General features: G+C 58.9%; 16 protein-coding genes. 4 read left to right on the top strand and 12 right to left on the bottom strand.

What is annotated here, in order from left to right:
• From ELQ88_RS22980 to ELQ88_RS22945, 8 genes are all read right to left on the bottom strand, one after another.
• A complete protein-coding gene (locus tag ELQ88_RS22980) occupies positions 1 to 837 on the bottom strand; it encodes an IclR family transcriptional regulator (RefSeq protein WP_138967977.1) in 837 nt (278 codons plus the stop codon).
• Positions 834 to 1,718: an alpha/beta hydrolase gene (locus tag ELQ88_RS22975; protein ID WP_138967975.1), complete on the bottom strand. Its 885-nt coding sequence runs from the start codon at positions 1,716 to 1,718 to the stop codon at positions 834 to 836. The genes ELQ88_RS22980 and ELQ88_RS22975 overlap by 4 nt, the downstream gene beginning before the upstream one ends.
• Positions 1,719 to 1,722: 4 nt before the next feature.
• A complete protein-coding gene (locus ELQ88_RS22970; RefSeq protein ID WP_224791027.1) occupies positions 1,723 to 2,187 on the bottom strand; it encodes a cupin domain-containing protein in 465 nt (154 codons plus the stop codon).
• A gap of 112 nt (positions 2,188 to 2,299) precedes the next feature.
• Positions 2,300 to 3,067: an SDR family oxidoreductase gene (locus ELQ88_RS22965; protein WP_178084709.1), complete on the bottom strand. Its 768-nt coding sequence runs from the start codon at positions 3,065 to 3,067 to the stop codon at positions 2,300 to 2,302.
• Positions 3,064 to 3,840, bottom strand: coding sequence for an ABC transporter permease (locus ELQ88_RS22960; protein WP_064678597.1), 777 nt, complete (start codon positions 3,838 to 3,840; stop codon positions 3,064 to 3,066). The genes ELQ88_RS22965 and ELQ88_RS22960 overlap by 4 nt, the downstream gene beginning before the upstream one ends.
• Before the next feature lie 28 nt (positions 3,841 to 3,868).
• On the bottom strand, positions 3,869 to 4,870 hold the full coding sequence (locus ELQ88_RS22955; protein ID WP_138967969.1) for an ABC transporter substrate-binding protein: 1,002 nt from the start codon (positions 4,868 to 4,870) through the stop codon (positions 3,869 to 3,871).
• Between the two features lie 39 nt (positions 4,871 to 4,909).
• Positions 4,910 to 5,746, bottom strand: a complete 837-nt coding sequence (locus ELQ88_RS22950) for an ABC transporter ATP-binding protein (RefSeq protein WP_064680755.1) — start codon at positions 5,744 to 5,746, stop codon at positions 4,910 to 4,912.
• A 442-nt stretch (positions 5,747 to 6,188) separates the two neighbouring features.
• Complete coding sequence (locus tag ELQ88_RS22945; RefSeq protein ID WP_138967967.1) at positions 6,189 to 6,749, bottom strand: YdeI/OmpD-associated family protein; 561 nt, start codon at positions 6,747 to 6,749, stop codon at positions 6,189 to 6,191.
• A 136-nt stretch (positions 6,750 to 6,885) separates the two neighbouring features.
• On the opposite strand from ELQ88_RS22945, the gene ELQ88_RS22940 reads away from it, so the two are divergent.
• Entirely contained in the window at positions 6,886 to 8,322 is a 1,437-nt protein-coding gene (locus ELQ88_RS22940) for an IS1182 family transposase (RefSeq protein WP_138967965.1), read from the top strand.
• 378 nt (positions 8,323 to 8,700) lie between these two features.
• Here ELQ88_RS22940 and ELQ88_RS22935 read toward each other — a convergent pair whose 3' ends face one another.
• Positions 8,701 to 9,354: a TetR/AcrR family transcriptional regulator gene (locus ELQ88_RS22935; RefSeq protein ID WP_228761556.1), complete on the bottom strand. Its 654-nt coding sequence runs from the start codon at positions 9,352 to 9,354 to the stop codon at positions 8,701 to 8,703.
• Positions 9,355 to 9,593: 239 nt separating this feature from the next.
• On the opposite strand from ELQ88_RS22935, the gene ELQ88_RS22930 reads away from it, so the two are divergent.
• The 3 genes from ELQ88_RS22930 to ELQ88_RS22920 all read left to right on the top strand — a co-directional run bounded on the left by ELQ88_RS22930 (position 9,594) and on the right by ELQ88_RS22920 (position 12,266).
• Positions 9,594 to 10,433: a TauD/TfdA family dioxygenase gene (locus ELQ88_RS22930; protein WP_138967963.1), complete on the top strand. Its 840-nt coding sequence runs from the start codon at positions 9,594 to 9,596 to the stop codon at positions 10,431 to 10,433.
• A 52-nt stretch (positions 10,434 to 10,485) separates the two neighbouring features.
• On the top strand, positions 10,486 to 11,256 hold the full coding sequence (locus ELQ88_RS22925; protein ID WP_138967962.1) for a class II aldolase/adducin family protein: 771 nt from the start codon (positions 10,486 to 10,488) through the stop codon (positions 11,254 to 11,256).
• A gap of 77 nt (positions 11,257 to 11,333) precedes the next feature.
• On the top strand, positions 11,334 to 12,266 hold the full coding sequence (locus ELQ88_RS22920) for a 2-hydroxyacid dehydrogenase (protein ID WP_138967960.1): 933 nt from the start codon (positions 11,334 to 11,336) through the stop codon (positions 12,264 to 12,266).
• Between the two features lie 551 nt (positions 12,267 to 12,817).
• Here the strand turns inward: ELQ88_RS22920 and ELQ88_RS22915 are convergent.
• From ELQ88_RS22915 to ELQ88_RS22905, 3 genes are all read right to left on the bottom strand, one after another.
• Positions 12,818 to 13,621: an SDR family oxidoreductase gene (locus tag ELQ88_RS22915; RefSeq protein WP_128871866.1), complete on the bottom strand. Its 804-nt coding sequence runs from the start codon at positions 13,619 to 13,621 to the stop codon at positions 12,818 to 12,820.
• 461 nt (positions 13,622 to 14,082) lie between these two features.
• Positions 14,083 to 15,099 (bottom strand): hemolysin family protein, encoded by a 1,017-nt coding sequence (locus ELQ88_RS22910; RefSeq protein WP_128871865.1) that lies wholly within the window; start codon positions 15,097 to 15,099, stop codon positions 14,083 to 14,085.
• Positions 15,096 to 16,472, bottom strand: coding sequence for a hemolysin family protein (locus ELQ88_RS22905; RefSeq protein ID WP_128871864.1), 1,377 nt, complete (start codon positions 16,470 to 16,472; stop codon positions 15,096 to 15,098). Before ELQ88_RS22905 ends, ELQ88_RS22910 begins: the two co-directional genes overlap by 4 nt.
• Positions 16,473 to 16,959: the final 487 nt, after the last annotated feature.

The raw sequence follows: 16,959 nt of genomic DNA, 5'->3' as shown, positions 1-16,959 counted from the left end.
TCAATCCCTCATCAGGGCGGTCACGCGCTGCTGGCCGTCGTGGCCGGCCGCGCTGTTGTAGTCGAGCAACCGCGACAGCTCGTCGGCGCTGCGACGCACCTGCAGGAGCAATTCGTTGAAGTTGACGTGGGCGATTTGCGTGGTCGGAATGGTCACGCCCAGGGCCGCGACGATCTGCCCGGATTGATCGCGCACCGGTGCGGCAACGGTCGAAATCGCTGACTCGAAGAAGCCTTCACCGCTGACAAACCCGCGCTGACGGTCGGCCTGGACCATGTCGAACAGCTCCATCACGGTTTTCGGCGTGCAGGGCGAGAACTGCTCCAGGTGATCTTCCGGGTACAGCTCGCGCAGCTCGGCCAGCGACAGGTCTTCGAGCAGGATGCGCCCCAGGACCGTGGCGTGGGCGGGCAGGCGGGTGCCGACATTCACCGCGCTGGAGAACACCGACGGCGGCGAGACCTTGGCCACGTAGACGATCGAACGGCCGTCGCGCACCACCAGGTTGCTCGGGTAGTTGAGGCGGTCGCACAGGCGGGCCAGCAGCGGCTGGCCGAGTTCGGTCAGCTCCAGCGAGGCCAGGTACTCGAAGCCCAGGCGCAGCACCGACATGCCCAGGCGATATTCATTGCCGCTGCGGGTGACGAAGCCCATGGTTTCCAGGGTCGTCAGCAAGCGGAAAATCGTCGAGCGCGGCAGCGCCAGGCGCCGGGCCAGTTCCGGCGCGGTCAGCGTGCGGTTGCGCCGGCTGAACTCGCAGAGCAGCAGCAGGCCGCGCTCCAGGCCCGGCACGATGTATTTGTCCTGAGCGTCCTTCAGCAGATCTGAATCGTTCATAGCGATGCACCTGTCAGGGATTCTTTGATGGCACAGGCCAGACGGCCCGCCACCACACAAGGTTGTTCGATGGGGCTGGCGTGCCCGGCATCGGCGATAAGGTTGAACGTGCCGCCCAGGGCCTTGGCCAGGGTCAGGCAGCTTTCGGGCGCGGTGATGCCGTCGGCTTCGCCGCAATGCACTTCGCACGGCATCGACAGCGGCGCGTGGCGCAGCAGGTCATCGCCGCACAGCAGCTCGATGGCCTGGCGATAGCCCTCGGGATTGAGCCGGGCCATGTTCCACTGCACCCAGGCCTGTGCCTTGGGGCTGGCGTGGGGCGAGAGCATGTAGGCACTGCGTTGCTCGGCCATGCCCGGGATGCCCAGTTGCTCCAGGGCGCGCAGGCGTTTGTTGCGCACGTCCTGGCGTTGCAAGGCGCGCGACGGATGGCCGTAGCCCTGGGCCGGGCTGATCAAGACCAGGCGGCTGATGCGCTGCTGGTGCACGCCGCTGGCGAACGCGGTGGCGGTGATCGCCCCCAGGGAGTGACCCACCAGCACACAGCGCTGGATGTCCAGGGCGTCGAGCATCTGCAGCAGCCGTTCGGCGTAGTCCGAAGCGTCCGGGGCCAAGGCCCTGAGCGGCGTAGAGTCGCCATAGCCGGGCGCGTCCCAGGCGATCACCCGGGCACTTTGGCCCAACTCCTGCGCCACTTGCAGCCACGACGCCGAGCCCGAGCCGATCCCGTGCAGCAACACGATGGCCGGCCCGGCCCCGCATTCGCGCACGGCCTGGCGGGCGCCTGCGAGCTCCAGCGTGCGCTGGGGGAAGTGCAGCGCCAACTGGGCCTGGAGGTCGGCCGTGAGCGGCGGGGCGAGGGTATCGATGGCGTGCAACATGGGCTTATCCGCGCTTGATCGAGGCCAGGGGGTGTTCTGGCGGGTAGGTCGGGGTGACGGGTTTTTTCGCGCCGAGCATCACGCACATCAACGCGTCTTCATCGCCGATGTTGATCTCTTCGCGGTACACGCCGGGCGGCACGGAAATCACGTCGCGGTCGGTGAGGATGGTTTCGAAACGCTCGCCGTCCTTTTCGATCACCACCTTGAGTTTGCCGCGCAGCACGAAGAACACTTCTTCCACGTCGGTGTGCAGGTGCGGCGGGCCTTCGTGACCAGCCGGAATCACCATGGTGGAGAAGGTGAAGTTCTCCGACGGGATGGTGTTCATGTCGGTGCTCACGCCAGTGCCGCCGGTGCCGATGTAGCGCATCTGCGCGCGGCGGAATTTCGGGTCGTAGTCGGCCTGGAACTTCAGCGCGTTCCAGTCGTACTTGCGCGTCTCGTAGCGGGCGATGCGGGTCTGCATCCAGCTTGCAAGGTCGCTGCCGGCGGGTTGTTCCCAGCTTTTCGCGGTGGCCTGCTCTGAAGCAGCGTGGGCATTCAAGTTGGCGGATAGATCGGTCATGGCAGTCTCCTGATCAAGGCATGACGAACCCGCCGTTGACCGGCAGGGTTTGTCCAGTGATGAAACGGGCGAGGTCGGACAGCGCGAACAGCACGGCGCCGCTGACGTCTTCGGGAAGTTGTGGGCGCTGAATCGCCCGCTGGTCGTTGTACAAGCGGTGACGCGCTTCGGGCACGTAGGCGGTGGCTTCGACCAGCACCAGGCCAGGCGCGATGGCATTGACCGTGATGTTGTCGCCACCCAGCTCGCGGGCCAGGCTACGGGTCATGGCGATGATCGCGCCCTTGCTGGCGACATAGGCCAACAGGTTCGGCGCGCCCCACAGCGGGGTGTCGGACGCCAGGTTGACGATCGCGCCACGGCCACTGGCGCGCAGGGCCGGCAGGCAGGCTTTGGTCATCAGCCAGGTGCCGCGCACATTGACCTGCATCACCTGGTCCCAGGTATCCAGGCTCAGCTCTTCGCAGGTCTTGCCGCCGGAATTGGTGATCGACGCGTTGTTGACCAGGCCGTCCAGCCCACCGAGCAAACGGCTGGTTTCGGCGATGCAGGCCTCGATCGAATCCGGTTGCGCCAAATCCACGGTCACGCCATAAACGCTCAGGCCTTCAGCGACCAGTTCGGCGGCCGATTGCTGGACGCGCTCGGCGAGAATGTCGGCGATCACTACCCGGGCACCGGCGCGGCCGATGGCCTGGGCGAAGGCGTAACCCAGGCCGCGGGCGCCCCCGGTGACCAGCACGCGACGGCCTTCGAGCAAACGAGTGAGGGTCGTCATCATTGAGTACTCAGCATGGCTTTGGGCATGTAGTGCAGGATGCGTTTCTCGGCCCAGACCACCGCGCCGTAAGCGAGCACACCGATCAGCGTGAGCATGACGATGGCGACGAACACGCCCGCGGTATTGCCCTGGCCTTCGGCATCCACCAGCAGGAAGCCCAGGCCCTGGTTGCCGCCGACCAGTTCACCGACGGTGACGCCGATCACGGCCAGGGTCGAGGCAATGCGCAAGCCGGAGAACAGCGCGGCCATGGCCGATGGAAATTCCACCAGGCGGAAGATCTGCCAGCGGCTGGCGTTCATGGTCCGCACGAGGTTGATCATGTCCGGGTCCACGGTGCGAATCGCCGACAGCACGTTGATCATCACCGGGAAGAACACGATCAGGATCGCGATCAGGATCTTCGGGTAGATGGTGTAGCCCAGCCACATCACGAACAGCGGGGCGAAGGCGACTTTCGGCGCGATCTGCAGCGCCAGGATGTACGGCGAGAGCATGGCTTCTGCGGCGGGCGACAGGCCCAGCGACACGCCGATGGCCACGCCGAGCAGGGCGCCCAGGCCGAAGCCGACGATGATCTCGAACGCGGTGATCAAGGTGTGCTGCAACAGGCCGCCGGTCTGCCACATCACCACGCTTTCCTGGGCCACCCGGCTCAGTTGCGGCATGACGAATTCGGGCATGCCGAGCAGTCCCGGGCCCCACTGCCAGAGCACCAGGAACAGGATCAGCAGGGCGACGCTGCCGAGCATGGAGTTATTGAGGTTTTTCATCGTGTCGTTACCTTGTTGTCACTGACCGTCATTGCGCGGCGGTTTGGGTGTCGATGAACTGGTTGGTGTACAGGTCGTCGAGCTTCGGCTCCTGGGTGACGATGCCTTCGCTGACATAGAACTGGCGGACCGCTTCCAGGCGCACCGGATCGATTCGGCCCGGTACGGTCTGGTTGGCATAGACGTGCTCGACGTAGAGCTTGAAGATTTTCTCCAGCGAATCTTCCTTGCCGGCATAAGCGGGAACAGCCTTGGCAAAGGTCACGGCGGCCGCGCGGGGGTCTTCAATGATGTCGCGCATTCCGTGCAGGGTTGCCTGGACCGTGCCGCGAACAATGTCCGGGTGATGCTTGATGGCATCGTCGGAGGCGAGGATCGACTGAGCCATGCTGTCGAAGATCTGCGCTTGCGGGATCAGCTTGATCTTCACCCCGGCTTCCTCGGCGTTGATCACCCAGTCCGGCACGCCGGCCATTGCCACGGCTTTGTCCGCCGAGAACAATTGCCAGACACCGGCGGGCCCGGCGGCCTGGATGTTCACATCGTTCTTGCTCAGGCCGGCTTTACGCAGGGAAGCGAGCAAGGCGTAGTAGGTGGTGTCGGAGTAGGACATCACGGTCACCGTCTTGTCTTTGAGGTCGGTGATCGAATTGATGTTCTGCGCCGCATTGGTCGCAATCATGGTGACGCCGCCGGCGCCCAGCACCGCGACGTTGCGCACCGGAATGCCGTTGGCCCGTACCACGATGGGCGTATCACCGAGGGCGCCACCGAGCATCGCGTTACCCGCACCGATCTGCTTTGCCACGTCCACACCGCCCTTGGCCGCGATGAACTTCATGTTCAGGTTCTGGGCGGCGTAGTAACCCTTTTGCTGCGCAATGATCCACGGCGCGAACGCCGGCAGGTTCGGCGGCGCCGGCAACAGGTAAGTCACGTCGGTCGACTGCGCCTGGGCAGCGAAGGCCAGGCCCAGGCCGAGCGCGACGGCGCTGGCCTGGCTGAAGCGTTGAAACAGAGACTTGAGCATGAGTACTCCTGAAAAGGTTGATGGCCACAAGGGCGTTGATCAATGCAGTTCGGTGTCTTCGCCGACTTTCAGCAGTTCCATCAGGCGTCCGGCCAGCGGGCCGATCTCCGGCAGCTTGCGGCGCTCCAGCGGGTTGTCGCGAAACGGCAGGTCGACGCTGATTTCTTCGATGATGGTGCCGGGGCGGGCGCTCATGACCAGCAAGCGGTCGGACATGGCGATGGCTTCGATCAGGTCATGGGTGATGAACAGCGCGGTTTTCTTTTCATCGAACAGCATCCGCGCCATGTCCTGCTGCAGGATCATCTTGGTCTGCGCATCCAGGGCCGAAAATGGTTCGTCGAGGAACAGCACCTGCGGGTCGATGGCCAGGGTGCGGGCCAGCGCAGCACGCTGGCGCATGCCCCCCGACAGCTGGAAGGGGTAGTGGTCGGCAAAACCTTGCAGGTGGCAGCGATCGAGCAGATCTTTGGCCACCGCCTGACGCTTGGCGGCCGGCACACCCTGGATTTCCAGGCCCAGCTCGACGTTGCGGCGAATACTGCGCCACGGCATCAGCAGGTCTTTTTGCAGCATGAACGCCACCTGGCGGACCGGCCCGGTCACGGCTTCGCCGCCGACGAAGACTTCGCCTTCGGTAGGGCGATACAACCCGGAACCCATGTTCAGGATGGTGCTCTTGCCACACCCGGAAGGGCCGATGATCGACACCACTTCACCGCGGCGGATCTTGAAGTTCACCTCGCGAATGGCAAACGGCGCTTCGGACTTTCCCTTGGCCGGGAAGCATTTGCCGACATTGCGGAATTCAATTTCGGTGGGCTCCGGATTGTCCTTGGGAGCGGGCTTATTCCATTGCGGGGCGACGGCGTACATCTCGTTCACAGCCATTGGGAAGGGTCTCTGGTCTGTTTTATAGGTGATACGCCGTTTAGTGCATGAACAATGCCAGAGCTGTGGACGTTTTGTTTTTTGTCAAAAACTCCTTTGTTATTAGATGTTTAAGGAGATTTCAGATTATTTTGAGCGTTTCAGATATGAAACGCGGTTTCCTATTTGGCACGAAATTGCACATCGATCGTGCGAGGCCCGGAAAAACGCGAGCGCGCGGTGCCTGTTCAGGTAACGCCTGATGAGGGGAAACAGCGGATTTGTTTCGCGGATGAAACGGCGAGGGGAGATGGCGCGGGTGTATGGAGGTTGATGGGTGGCGCTGATAAATCGTGAAGGGCCTCGCCGAGGAGGCCCGACCGGTCCTTGAATATTAAGGCAGGTCAGCTTCGATGATGGTCAGCTCGCGGCGATTTGTCAGGCGTTTTCAACGGAGTGTTCCATCTGCCTCGGGCGCACGGAAGGCCTTACTGTAGTAGCCGGACTGGTCGAAACAGCAAACGTGTTTCTTGCCGGATGCAAGCATATCGCAGGCATCACCAATTCGTTTTGCGCGAGTCTTGAGTTGCTTGGCTGAAGTAATCCAATGTATCCAGTCTACTCGTGCGATGGTCGTCGTATCGTTCCAGACGTCACGAGCCTCAGGAGCGGCTGCCAGTGCCTCCTGAAAATCTGCCGGGATGTCAGGCTCGGGTTCCTTCTTCACAGGGGTTAGCTCCAGCATAACGATATCCCCAACAACCGAGCCCGCGGCTTCGAGTAACTCTCTGCTTACCTGCAGCCAATGGCTCAACTGACCATCCGGCTCAAGGGTTGCCTGGAAAGGGTGCCCATTGATTGTGCCTTCAACGGTCGTCCTTCCTCGCCTCGGAAGCTGTTCACTCACGTCTCTTGGCAGTACTACGAACGCCCAGGATGCATCATTACCAGGCTTTGCCGGGCGAAGAAGCTTTGCTTCGAATCGGGATTTCACATCGATTGTTGTCATTGCAACGCCTCCAATTCATACGCCTGACTACGCTACCAGCCACTAGGCTGTCCAGCGGCTGCTTAGGACCCAGGCTGTGTGAAAACACCTGCAATTGTCTAATCTTCTGATCGTCGAGATCGTAGCGGGGACGATCATGAAGCGATTCATTGAAGGCGAGGCCCGGACGCAAGTGACGCTGCTGCCGGAGTGCCTGGACGATTACGTAACCCAAGAAAATCCAGTCCGTGTGGTCGACGTTTTCGTCGATGAACTCGATCTGGGCGCACTTGGGTTTGAGGGCGTAGATCCTGCTGCAACGGGTCGTCCGGCCTATCATCCAGCGATCTTGTTGAAGATCTATATCTACGGCTATCTCAATCGGATTCAGTCCAGCCGCCGGCTGGAGCGTGAGGCCGAGCGCAACGTCGAGTTGATGTGGCTGACGGGGCGTTTGGCTCCGGACTTCAAAACCATTGCCGACTTTCGCAAAGACAACGGCAAAGCCATTCGCAGCGTCTGCCGACAATTCGTAGTGCTTTGCCGCAATCTCAATCTCTTCTCCCAATCGATCATCGCCATCGACGGCAGCAAATTCAAAGCCGTGAACAACCGCGACCGTAACTTCACCCAGGGCAAAGTGAAGGCACGCATGCAGCAGATCGAGCAGAGCATTGATCGATATCTGGCGGCGATGGATTCGGCGGATCGGGCAATGCCCGAAGTGGCCGAGGCCAAAACCGAGCGGCTTAAAGAAAAGATAGAAACACTGAAAAAGCAGATGCAGAAACTCAAGGACATCGAGGTGCAGCTCCACGAAAGTCCAGACCAGCAGATCTCCCTCACAGACCCAGATGCACGCTCAATGGCCACAAGCGGCCGAGGCACCGGAACGGTTGGCTACAACGTACAAACAGCTGTCGACGACAAACACCATCTGATCATCGCCCATGAGGTGACCAACGTTGGTAATGACCGGGCGCAACTCAGCAATATGGCGAACCAAGCGCGTGAAGAGATCGGCGCTGAGTCGCTGACGGTGGTGGCCGACCGAGGCTATTACAAAGGCTTGGAAATCCTTGCCTGCGAGCAGGCGGGCATCACCACCTTCGTACCGAAACCCCTGACTTCCGGCAGCAAAGCCGAAGGCCGATTTGGTAAGCAGGACTTCATCTACGTTACTGCATCGGACGAGTATCGATGCCCCGCGGGACAGTTACTGACCCGGCGGCATTCTTCGATGGAAGACGGCATGCTACTGCACTGTTATTGGTTCTCGGGTTGCCAGTCCTGCGCAATGCAGAAGCAGTGTACGACGGGTAAGGAGCGCCGGATAAAGCGCTGGGAACATGAAGCCGTAGTCGATGCGATGCAGGTACGGCTGGAAAATGATCCAACGATGATGAGGCGTCGCCGACAGACCGTTGAACATCCTTTTGGAACGCTCAAATACAGGATGGGAAGTACCCACTTCCTGACCAAAACCCTTCCGCGGGTAAGCACTGAGATGAGCCTTCATGTGCTGGCCTACAACCTCAAACGAATGATGAGCATCTTCGGCATCGCAGGACTGCTTGAGGCGATCAGGGCGTGAATCCCGCCGTTTGATCGTCCGTGAGCGGCTGTTTGGGCCGCTGGCGCGGCCCAAACAGCATTACGAACACCTATGTAGCTTACTGGGGCAATTCGCGCTTCCGTCTGCTGGTTTCGCAGGCAATCCAAGCAAATCCCGGTTTTCAATGAATCCAGCGTGTTTTCACACAGCCTGGACCCAAAGCGGTCGGTCGTAGCCGGCAGGCATTTACCCAGCGAACCCTTGAGGGGGTTATTTTCCATTGATTCGATCCCGCAGCCGATGCTGTCTGAAGGCCAAACCGAGTCAAACAAGCGAACGAAGCTGCTGATAACGGAGCATAGGGTAAGTACGGCGTGAGGAATGTTGACAAAATCCCGTTGCTATATGGGCCGCCTGTCAGTCGAATGCGGATGGACGCAGGCAACCGATAGCCATGGCGACCAGGCTGTCGAGCAAGGCCGGATGTTCCAGCTGTGCCGGTGTATCCTCCAACACCGACCGGATTACACTGCGCAGCCCCTGTCCTAGCAAATAAGCCGCCAAGGCAGGGTGCTCTGTGGTGATCTCATGCTCGTACAGATGCAGGAGCGGCAGCCAGGTCGCTTCGATGAATTCACCCGTCGTGCGGTAAGGGCCGCGCCACATTCCCAGGTGCAAGGCGCAGTGGTAACGCAAGTGAAAGGCGTTGTTCAATTTGAACAGGCGCGTTTCGACACGAATGATGTTGGCCAGAATATCGCGCAGTGCCGATCTCAATGGCACGCCAACCAGCCTTTCGCGCACCCTCAGTAGTTCCTCGGATTCCTCGTCGAGAACGCGCTCGTACAGCAAGGCAACGATCGCGTCCTTGTTGGGGAAATATTGGTAGATCGAGCCGACGGCGACCCCTGATATTTCCGCGATGCGGGCGACGGTCAGCGCGTTCTCGCCTGCCTCATCAAGGATCCGCAGGCACGCCTGCTCCACAGCGTCGACTAGTGCACGAGAGCGTGATTGGGTCGGACGCTTGCGTAACGCGGGAAGCTGCGCCGGCGAGGACTTTGTGCTCATCGTGGTTTCATCTCCTGACTTGTTTATGGAAATCCGAGTGCTGCATTTATCGCCGTACTAACAATCTAATATTGTTCAACTAAATCAATCAGTTAACTACATATGTGGTCACTTGTTGAATGCGAATATCTCAGCCGTCGCGACGTGAGTATGATCGTTTTCGTCAACCAGACATCGTCCAGACGCGTAGTAATGCGCCCCATCAGATCGGATGTTTCAACCCTATCGGGAGATTGTCCATGCTTTCATCTTTCACCGTCCGGCCCCTTGGTCCAAACCTGGGTGCCGAGGTACTTGACTTGGATCCGACTTCATTGATTTTGCCAGCAACGCTGGCGGCGCTTGAGGCGGCTCTTTTCAAACATGAAGCCATCGTGCTGCACGTCCCGGAACTAAGGCCCGAGCAACATTTGGCGATTGCACGGTATTTCGGTGAGCCAGAAGTACACACCTTCTATCCCAACCTGGGCGAGGGCCTTGAACAGATCACCGTGATCGACTCCAAGCTGGGCGATCGTGCTGATATGTGGCACCACGACGAGAGTTTTCTGCCCAGCCCACCAATTGTCACAATGACCCACGCCCGGATCCTGCCGCCGTGTGGCGGCGACACCTGCTGGATCAGCATGACCACGGCTTACGACGCGCTGTCCGAGCGCATGAAGCACTACCTCGAAGGCCTCAGTGGCTGGCACGACATGAACGGCCCCATGACGGCAGCGCTGCGCCAAAACGTCGTCACGCACGAGCGCTATGTCGAGGTCATAAAAGCGAACCGACGGCACCTGCATCCGCTGGTTATCCAGCACCCGGTGACAGGTCGCAAGGCGCTGTACCTGAGCCCGACCTACACCACCCATATCGACGGTCTGGCCACCTCCGAGGGCGATGCCATCCTTGCCTACCTGCATGCGCATTGCCAACACGTCCAATTCGGTTTCCGCCATCGCTGGCGAGTCGGCGACATGGTGCTCTGGGACAACCGTAGCGTTCTCCACAACGCCATCCTCGACTATCAACCGCACCAACGGCGTATGCAGCGCACCTCGGTTTTCGCCCGCGGGTCGTTCCACGGTTAATTCATTGATTGGTCAATCACCGCTTGTGACAGTGGCTCAAGAGGAAACAGCTATGTTGAAGGACTCGCTTAACCAGGATTTGCTGGCCCGCTTCGCTCCCAAGCCAGGTCGATATGCGCTGCTGCCCGAGTTGACGCCCCACCAGACCGTGGCATTGCTGTGTCGGGTGTTGTATCGCGAGGGTTATAACGACCATATCGCCGGCCACATCACCGTTCGCCAGGACGACGGCACGTACCTGGCCAATCCGTGGGAACTCACCTGGGGGGAAGTGACCGCCTCGGATATCGTGCGCCTCGATCCGCAAGGCAAGGTGATCGAGGGGGAGTGGAACATCACGCCGGCCATCAACCTGCACATTGATGTACACACCGCCCGGCATGATGTCGGCGTGGTGATCCACAACCATCCGCAGTGGGGATCAGTGTGGTCGGCGGCCGGGCGTATTCCACCGATCTATGATCAGACGTCCGCCCTGGTTGACACCGACCCGGTGCTCTATGACGAGTATCAGGGCACCGTTGAAGACACCGAACGAGGCCGCGCCGTCGTGGACGCTCTCGGAACGCAAAAGTGGGCGTTGCTCGCCAACCACGGCGTCCTGGTGGTGGCCAACGGCATTCGCCAGGCACACCTGCGCGCGATCACACTGGAGTGGCGCAGCCGTCTGGCCTGGCATGTCGAAACGCTCGGCGGCGGCTCACCGCTGCCCGCCAGCGTCGCGCTCGCCACCGGAGGGCGCACCGATGCCAATGGGTTCCCATTCCTGTGGGAAGCCATGGCTCGCGAGGAAATCCGGCGCGATCCAACCGTTCTTGAATAAACCTCCCACCGGTCGCGGCGGCATGACAAACGTCCACGCCGCTGATACCTCGTACTTTGCCGAGACATGACAACGCGATGAAACCCACTTTGCTACTGCTTTCCCGCCTGCCCGATGATTTCATCATCCGCATGGGCGAGCATTTCGACTGTCACTCATATTCGCTTCTTGACGAAAAGCGGTTCATGGAACTGGCCCCCACTGTGCGAGGCATTGTTGCGACTGCCGAATCCAGCGTACCCCGCGTATTGATCGCTCGACTGCAAGCGCTGGAAATCATTTCGGTGATGGGTGTCGGTTACGATGGAATAGATCTTGAAGCCGCGCGCGAACGCAACGTCCGGGTCACCCATACCCCTGGACTGTCCACCGAAGACATTGCAGATTTCGCCATCGCGCTGTTGCTGTGTACCGCACGTCAAGTGCTAACCGCCGACCGATTTGTGCGACGAGGTGAATGGACAGTCGGCCGCCATCCGATGACTGCGCGGGTGTTTGGCGGGCGAATGGGCATCGTCGGTTTGGGCCGTATTGGCAGAGCAGTGGCTTTACGAGCCCTGGCGTTCGGTATGAGCATTGCGTATACGGGGCGCACGCCAAAGGCTGATGTGCCCTATCGCTGGTGCAACGATGTACAAACATTGGCGGCGAGTGTCGATTATCTGGTGTTGTGCGCGAGCGGTGGCTCCGACACTCACGGCATGATCAACGCGGCCGTGCTGGCAGAGCTTGGCGACTGCGGTGTATTGATCAATATTGCGCGCGGCTCCATCGTCGACGAAGATGCCCTTGTCGAGGCCTTGCGCGACCGCAAGATTCTCGCGGCGGGGCTCGATGTGTTTTGCGATGAGCCGCACGTTTCTCGGGCATTGCTAGCTTTGCCGAACGTGGTGCTGACACCGCATATGGCCAGTTCTACTCATGCGACAGTTCATGCAATGCTGGATCTGACTTTCAACAACTTGACAACTCATTTCGCGGGGGAACCTGTATTAACTCCAGTGAGCTAGCGCTGCTACCGGCAGACCTTGCAATGAAGTTCGACCTTGTCGCTGCCGCTCTTACTGACTGCTTTTGGTCCAGGCTGTGTGAAAACGTTTTGGAGCAGGTTTGACCGTCAGGACTGGAGCGAAAAGCGCGTTCCTATGCAAATTTCCAGTCTGCTGGTTAACCAAACGTTGGCAGATTTCACGTAGCAACGCACACTTCGAAATGGCGCATGCTTTTCACGCAGCCTGGGCCGATTTCGGCTCTTGGTCACGGGCGGAAAACGGCCAGAAGCCGACTATCGCCACTGCTGGCTAAGTGACCGCTTCAGGCTGTATTTCAGACATTGTCGGCTTTGAACTGATATGCCTTGATCCTACGAAACAAGCGCTCCACCTCATTGCGCTCGCGATACGCTTGAACTGAACGCGAGTGATATGCATGCGGATGCTGGATTGTCAGCGTTCCCGCAGGTACTCATAATTTTCGTGAACAGGCCTAGAACAGTGCTGGCGTTTCAATTGGTTGGGTGCTCTGTTAGATAACTCATATCAAGCTATCAAAATAGAAGCATTTACTTTTGCTTAGGCAACCAGGGCACGCCATTGATGTGGCTGCCGCCATCGACAAACAGTGTATTACCTGTCACATAACGGCAATCTTCGCTGGCCAGAAACAATGCTGCACCGCCAATGTCGCGCTCGGGGTCGCCCATATAGCCCATGGGGTTCAGCCGCAGCATATCGGCTGCGTTGTCAGGCTGGGCGGTTGCGAACTTTTGATATGCCTCGGTGTTTGCCCCGGGGCAAATGGCATTGCAGCAAATACCATAGGCCGCCCACTCGCGCGCGGCGGAGCGTGTGAGAGTGCGCAGCGCCTCCTTGGCCATGTTGTAGTCCACCGAATAGGGGTGGGCGTTGACGCCGTTTAGCGAGCACATATTGATGACCCGGCCCCAGCTGCGCTCTTTCATACCGGGAAATGTCGCCTGCATGGCCCACAGTGCTGATTGCGTGCCAATGCGCCAGGCCCAGTCGGCGTCCAAATCGGTCAGCGTATCCACACTCGCAAAGCCGGATGGGCTATTTGGGCGGCGGCCCCAGGCATTGTTAACGAGAATGTCTACACGGCCAAAGTGTTGTTGGGCTGCGCCCACCATGTCTTGTACAGCAGCGCGTTCGCTCACGTCTGTGGTAGCAAAGCCTACCTTCACACCAAATTCAGATCGGATTTCTGCTGCAGCGGATTCACCTGCTGCAGCATTAATATCCGCCAGCCATAGCGAAGCGCCTTCGGCTGCGAAACGACGGGCCAGGCCTTTGCCGATGCCGGCTCCTGCGCCGGTAATCAGGGCCACACGGCCTTGCAGTCTTTTCATCTGATGTCTCCGCTTTGTGATGGGCGGCTTTGCGCCGGTACAAGTCACTGTGCGCGGGGGAGCACCGTGTGGAATCGTTAAATTGGACTAGGATCTGTTCACATTAACGTAGGTGCTCAAAGATCAAGGCGATATCACGAACCTGCCGAACCTCACGTCCAGCTCGTCATAACGGGTGACTGCTACCGCTGCGAAACAGACGATAGTCGACGAAACTCGAACGACAGCAATGGGTCGATTGCTGCCTGTTGCGACCGGCAGAAAACGGCCAGAAGCAGCCGTTCAAGTCATTCAGCCCTAAACCAGAGATAACCAGTGAGCAGCTTCAATACGTGCTCAGCCGCATAGGGTCATGAGCTCGATCAGCAACGAAGCTAAGCTGAAAACTGTCTATACCAAGCAAGATGTACCTGCCAAGTGGTTACGGGAACACCCGAACATTTATGACATACATGCGACCGTTAGGTATTGGAGGCAGCAGGAAGCACTCGTTTGAGGATGTCGGCCAACGTAACAACGCCCAGCAAGCGATCCGCGCTCACGACTAAAGCAAGCTGAATGCTCGATTTACGCATGCGCGCAAGTGCTTCATAGACGGGGGTTTTCGCATCAAGCACAAAAGCTTCGCGTGCAAGCTCATGCGCAAACCGAGTCTCTGGCTCAAGCAAGGTGTCGCGTACGTGAACCACCGAGGGTTGTATGCCCTCGGTTCCCAGCACGAGAATGCGCAGGTGCCCGGACTGAATGGCCGCAGTGCGGACATCCGCCACCGTCGCATCCCGCGTAACGTGAACCAGCGCCTCTCCCTCGATTAGCAGAGCTTCGACGGGTAGAGTGCCCAGGTCGATCAGGCCTGAAATCTGCTGCTGCATCTGCGGCTGTAGCGTGCCGACCTTCGCCGAATGCTCAACGAGCTGCCTTATGGTCTCAATATCCTGACCACCCACTGCGGCGCTTTCAACTGGCTCAACACCTGAGGCTTTTACGAGACGATTGGCGATTCGATTCACCCAGCGCAACAGCGGACGTAGCGGCCAGGTATAGATGCGCGAAACGATGCCAATTGCCAGAGCGGATCTTTCCGGGTGTGCAATGGCCCAGGACTTGGGCGCCATCTCACCGACAACCAGGTGCAAGAATGTCACCAGGAAAAGCGCGAAGCCGAAAGCTGCGCCACCAGCAGCCCACTCAGGCAAGCCCCACGCGATGAACACTGGGCCGAGCCATAAGTCGACCGCAGGTTTCGTCACCGCACCTAGGGCAAAAGTACACAGCGTGATGCCCAACTGAGCACCGGCAAGCATCAACGTCAAATCATTCATGCCGCGCAGCGCAGCACGAGCAGACGGACTGTTGACGGCCAGCTCTTCAAGGCGGTGCCGGCGAGCGCCGAGCAACGCGAACTCGATGACAACAAACAAGCCACTCAGAGCGATCAGCGCGACTGTTGCTATCGTGACTATCAGCGGATCATTCATTGCCCTTCCTCCGCCATAGAGACTTTGACCAGCCGTATGCGAACTTCAGTCGGAACATGTCGTTCAATACGCAGTACATCAACTTCGAGTCGATATCTCACCGGCTCGTCGGAGACCAGCTCGGCAGCATCGATAGGTAGATCAACGGTGACTGTGTCGCCTTCTCCAGGCAGTGCGCCAAGCTCAGCGATCAGCATACCTGCCACTGTTTCAACATCAACGCGCGGCAGGTCGTGACCAATAATGCGCCTGACCTCGTCGAGGTGAACGTCGCCCTCCATTGTCCAGGTGTTTTCCCCTTCAGACACGATGGCATCGCCGACTTCTGCGTCATGCTCATCGGTAATTTCACCGACGATTTCCATGGCGAGATCTTCAATCGTAAGCACTCCAGCGAAACCACCATACTCGTCGATAACACAAGCTAACTGATCGGTTGTTTGAACCAACTGATCAAGAGCATCTGGCAGCAGCATCAGCGTCGGCAGCACCTTGGCAGGTCTCATCAGCGACGCAACGGTCTCATTACTGTTTCCCGTGGAAAGACGTGCAAGCACGTCGGCGAGATGTACAACACCCACAGGGGAATCATCATCGTCAATCACCGGGTATCGGGTGTGAGCACGCGCCATTAGCCCTCGCAGCTCTTCGAGCGTCGTATCTGGCTCAACCCAGTCGACTTGTGATCTGGGCACCATAGCGTGCTCGACGTTGCGTTGCGGGAAGTCGAGGATGCGATCCATCATGAGTGAAAGCTCACGTGGTAGGTCGCCACTGTCACGCGAGTTCGCGATTATGTGCGGTAGATCGGTAGCCGAGGCGCTCACGTCGAGGTCATGAATCGGCTCAATACGCAGTAACTTCAGGAGAAGATTGGCAGATTTGTCGAAGAAACTGATTAGCCAGCCGAAGGCCGACATATAGAAGAGCGTGGAGCGGGCAAGCCCGAGCGACAAGGGCTCAGGGTTCGCAATGGCAAGGTTCTTCGGATAAAGCTCACCCACGATCATTTGGATAATCGTAGCAGCAACTAGGGCCATACCTGTACCGACGGCCACTCTGGCGTCGGGCGGAATACCGGTTCCTGCGAGCAGAAAGCCTAATGGCTCACCAACCAAGGGCTCAGCGACATAACCAACAAGTAAGCCTGTTACGGTAATGCCAAGCTGGGCACCCGACAGCATAAAGCTTGTGCGGTTCGTGACGGCTAATGCGCGCTTTGCCGACGTATCACCGGCAGCAGCCAATGCTGAGAGCCTGGTACGGTCAACCGCCATGTAGGCAAATTCTTGCGCAACGAAATAGCCGTTTACAGCGATGATCGCCAGGATGACCAGGATGCCAAGAATGAGGGTAGGGATAGTTTCGATCATTTGGTGGCACGACCAAATTCAGAATCTGGACAGCGGATGTGTGTTGCGGGGCTGGGGTCCACGAAGGATTCCATGCAGATAAGGAATCGAGAGCATACGGGCGTTTGCTCCGTGTCGTCTAGCTAGAGAGCCTTTTCCGTTTGTGAATGCCTACTCCAATCGACCTATGGCCTAGAAACTGGAAAAACGCAGCTGGCTGCCACCAGCACAATCGCATTCATATCACGCAAACATCGTCATGAAATTGAGCTGTGACCCTCTACGATGAAACCACCTATTTGAATGCCTTGAGGAAGCGCGGCGCTCCTGAAGAACCTCGATTAAGGTTGACTGACTTCCTCAGGACGTGAAGCTGCCGGTCGCGACAGGCAGAAATCGGCCAAAAGCAGCCAGTCGGATGCATCCAGGAAACTGAAATCACCTTGGCTTTATAGACAAATCTGAACTGCGGTCTTTTGTCAGATGCTGTCATCAACGACTGTTTGTG

Origin of the sequence: Pseudomonas sp. MPC6 (genome assembly GCF_006094435.1) — a bacterium.
Taxonomy (GTDB): domain Bacteria; phylum Pseudomonadota; class Gammaproteobacteria; order Pseudomonadales; family Pseudomonadaceae; genus Aquipseudomonas.
The sequence above is the reverse complement of the archived record's forward strand: the minus strand, read 5'-3'. Positions and strand labels throughout refer to the sequence as shown.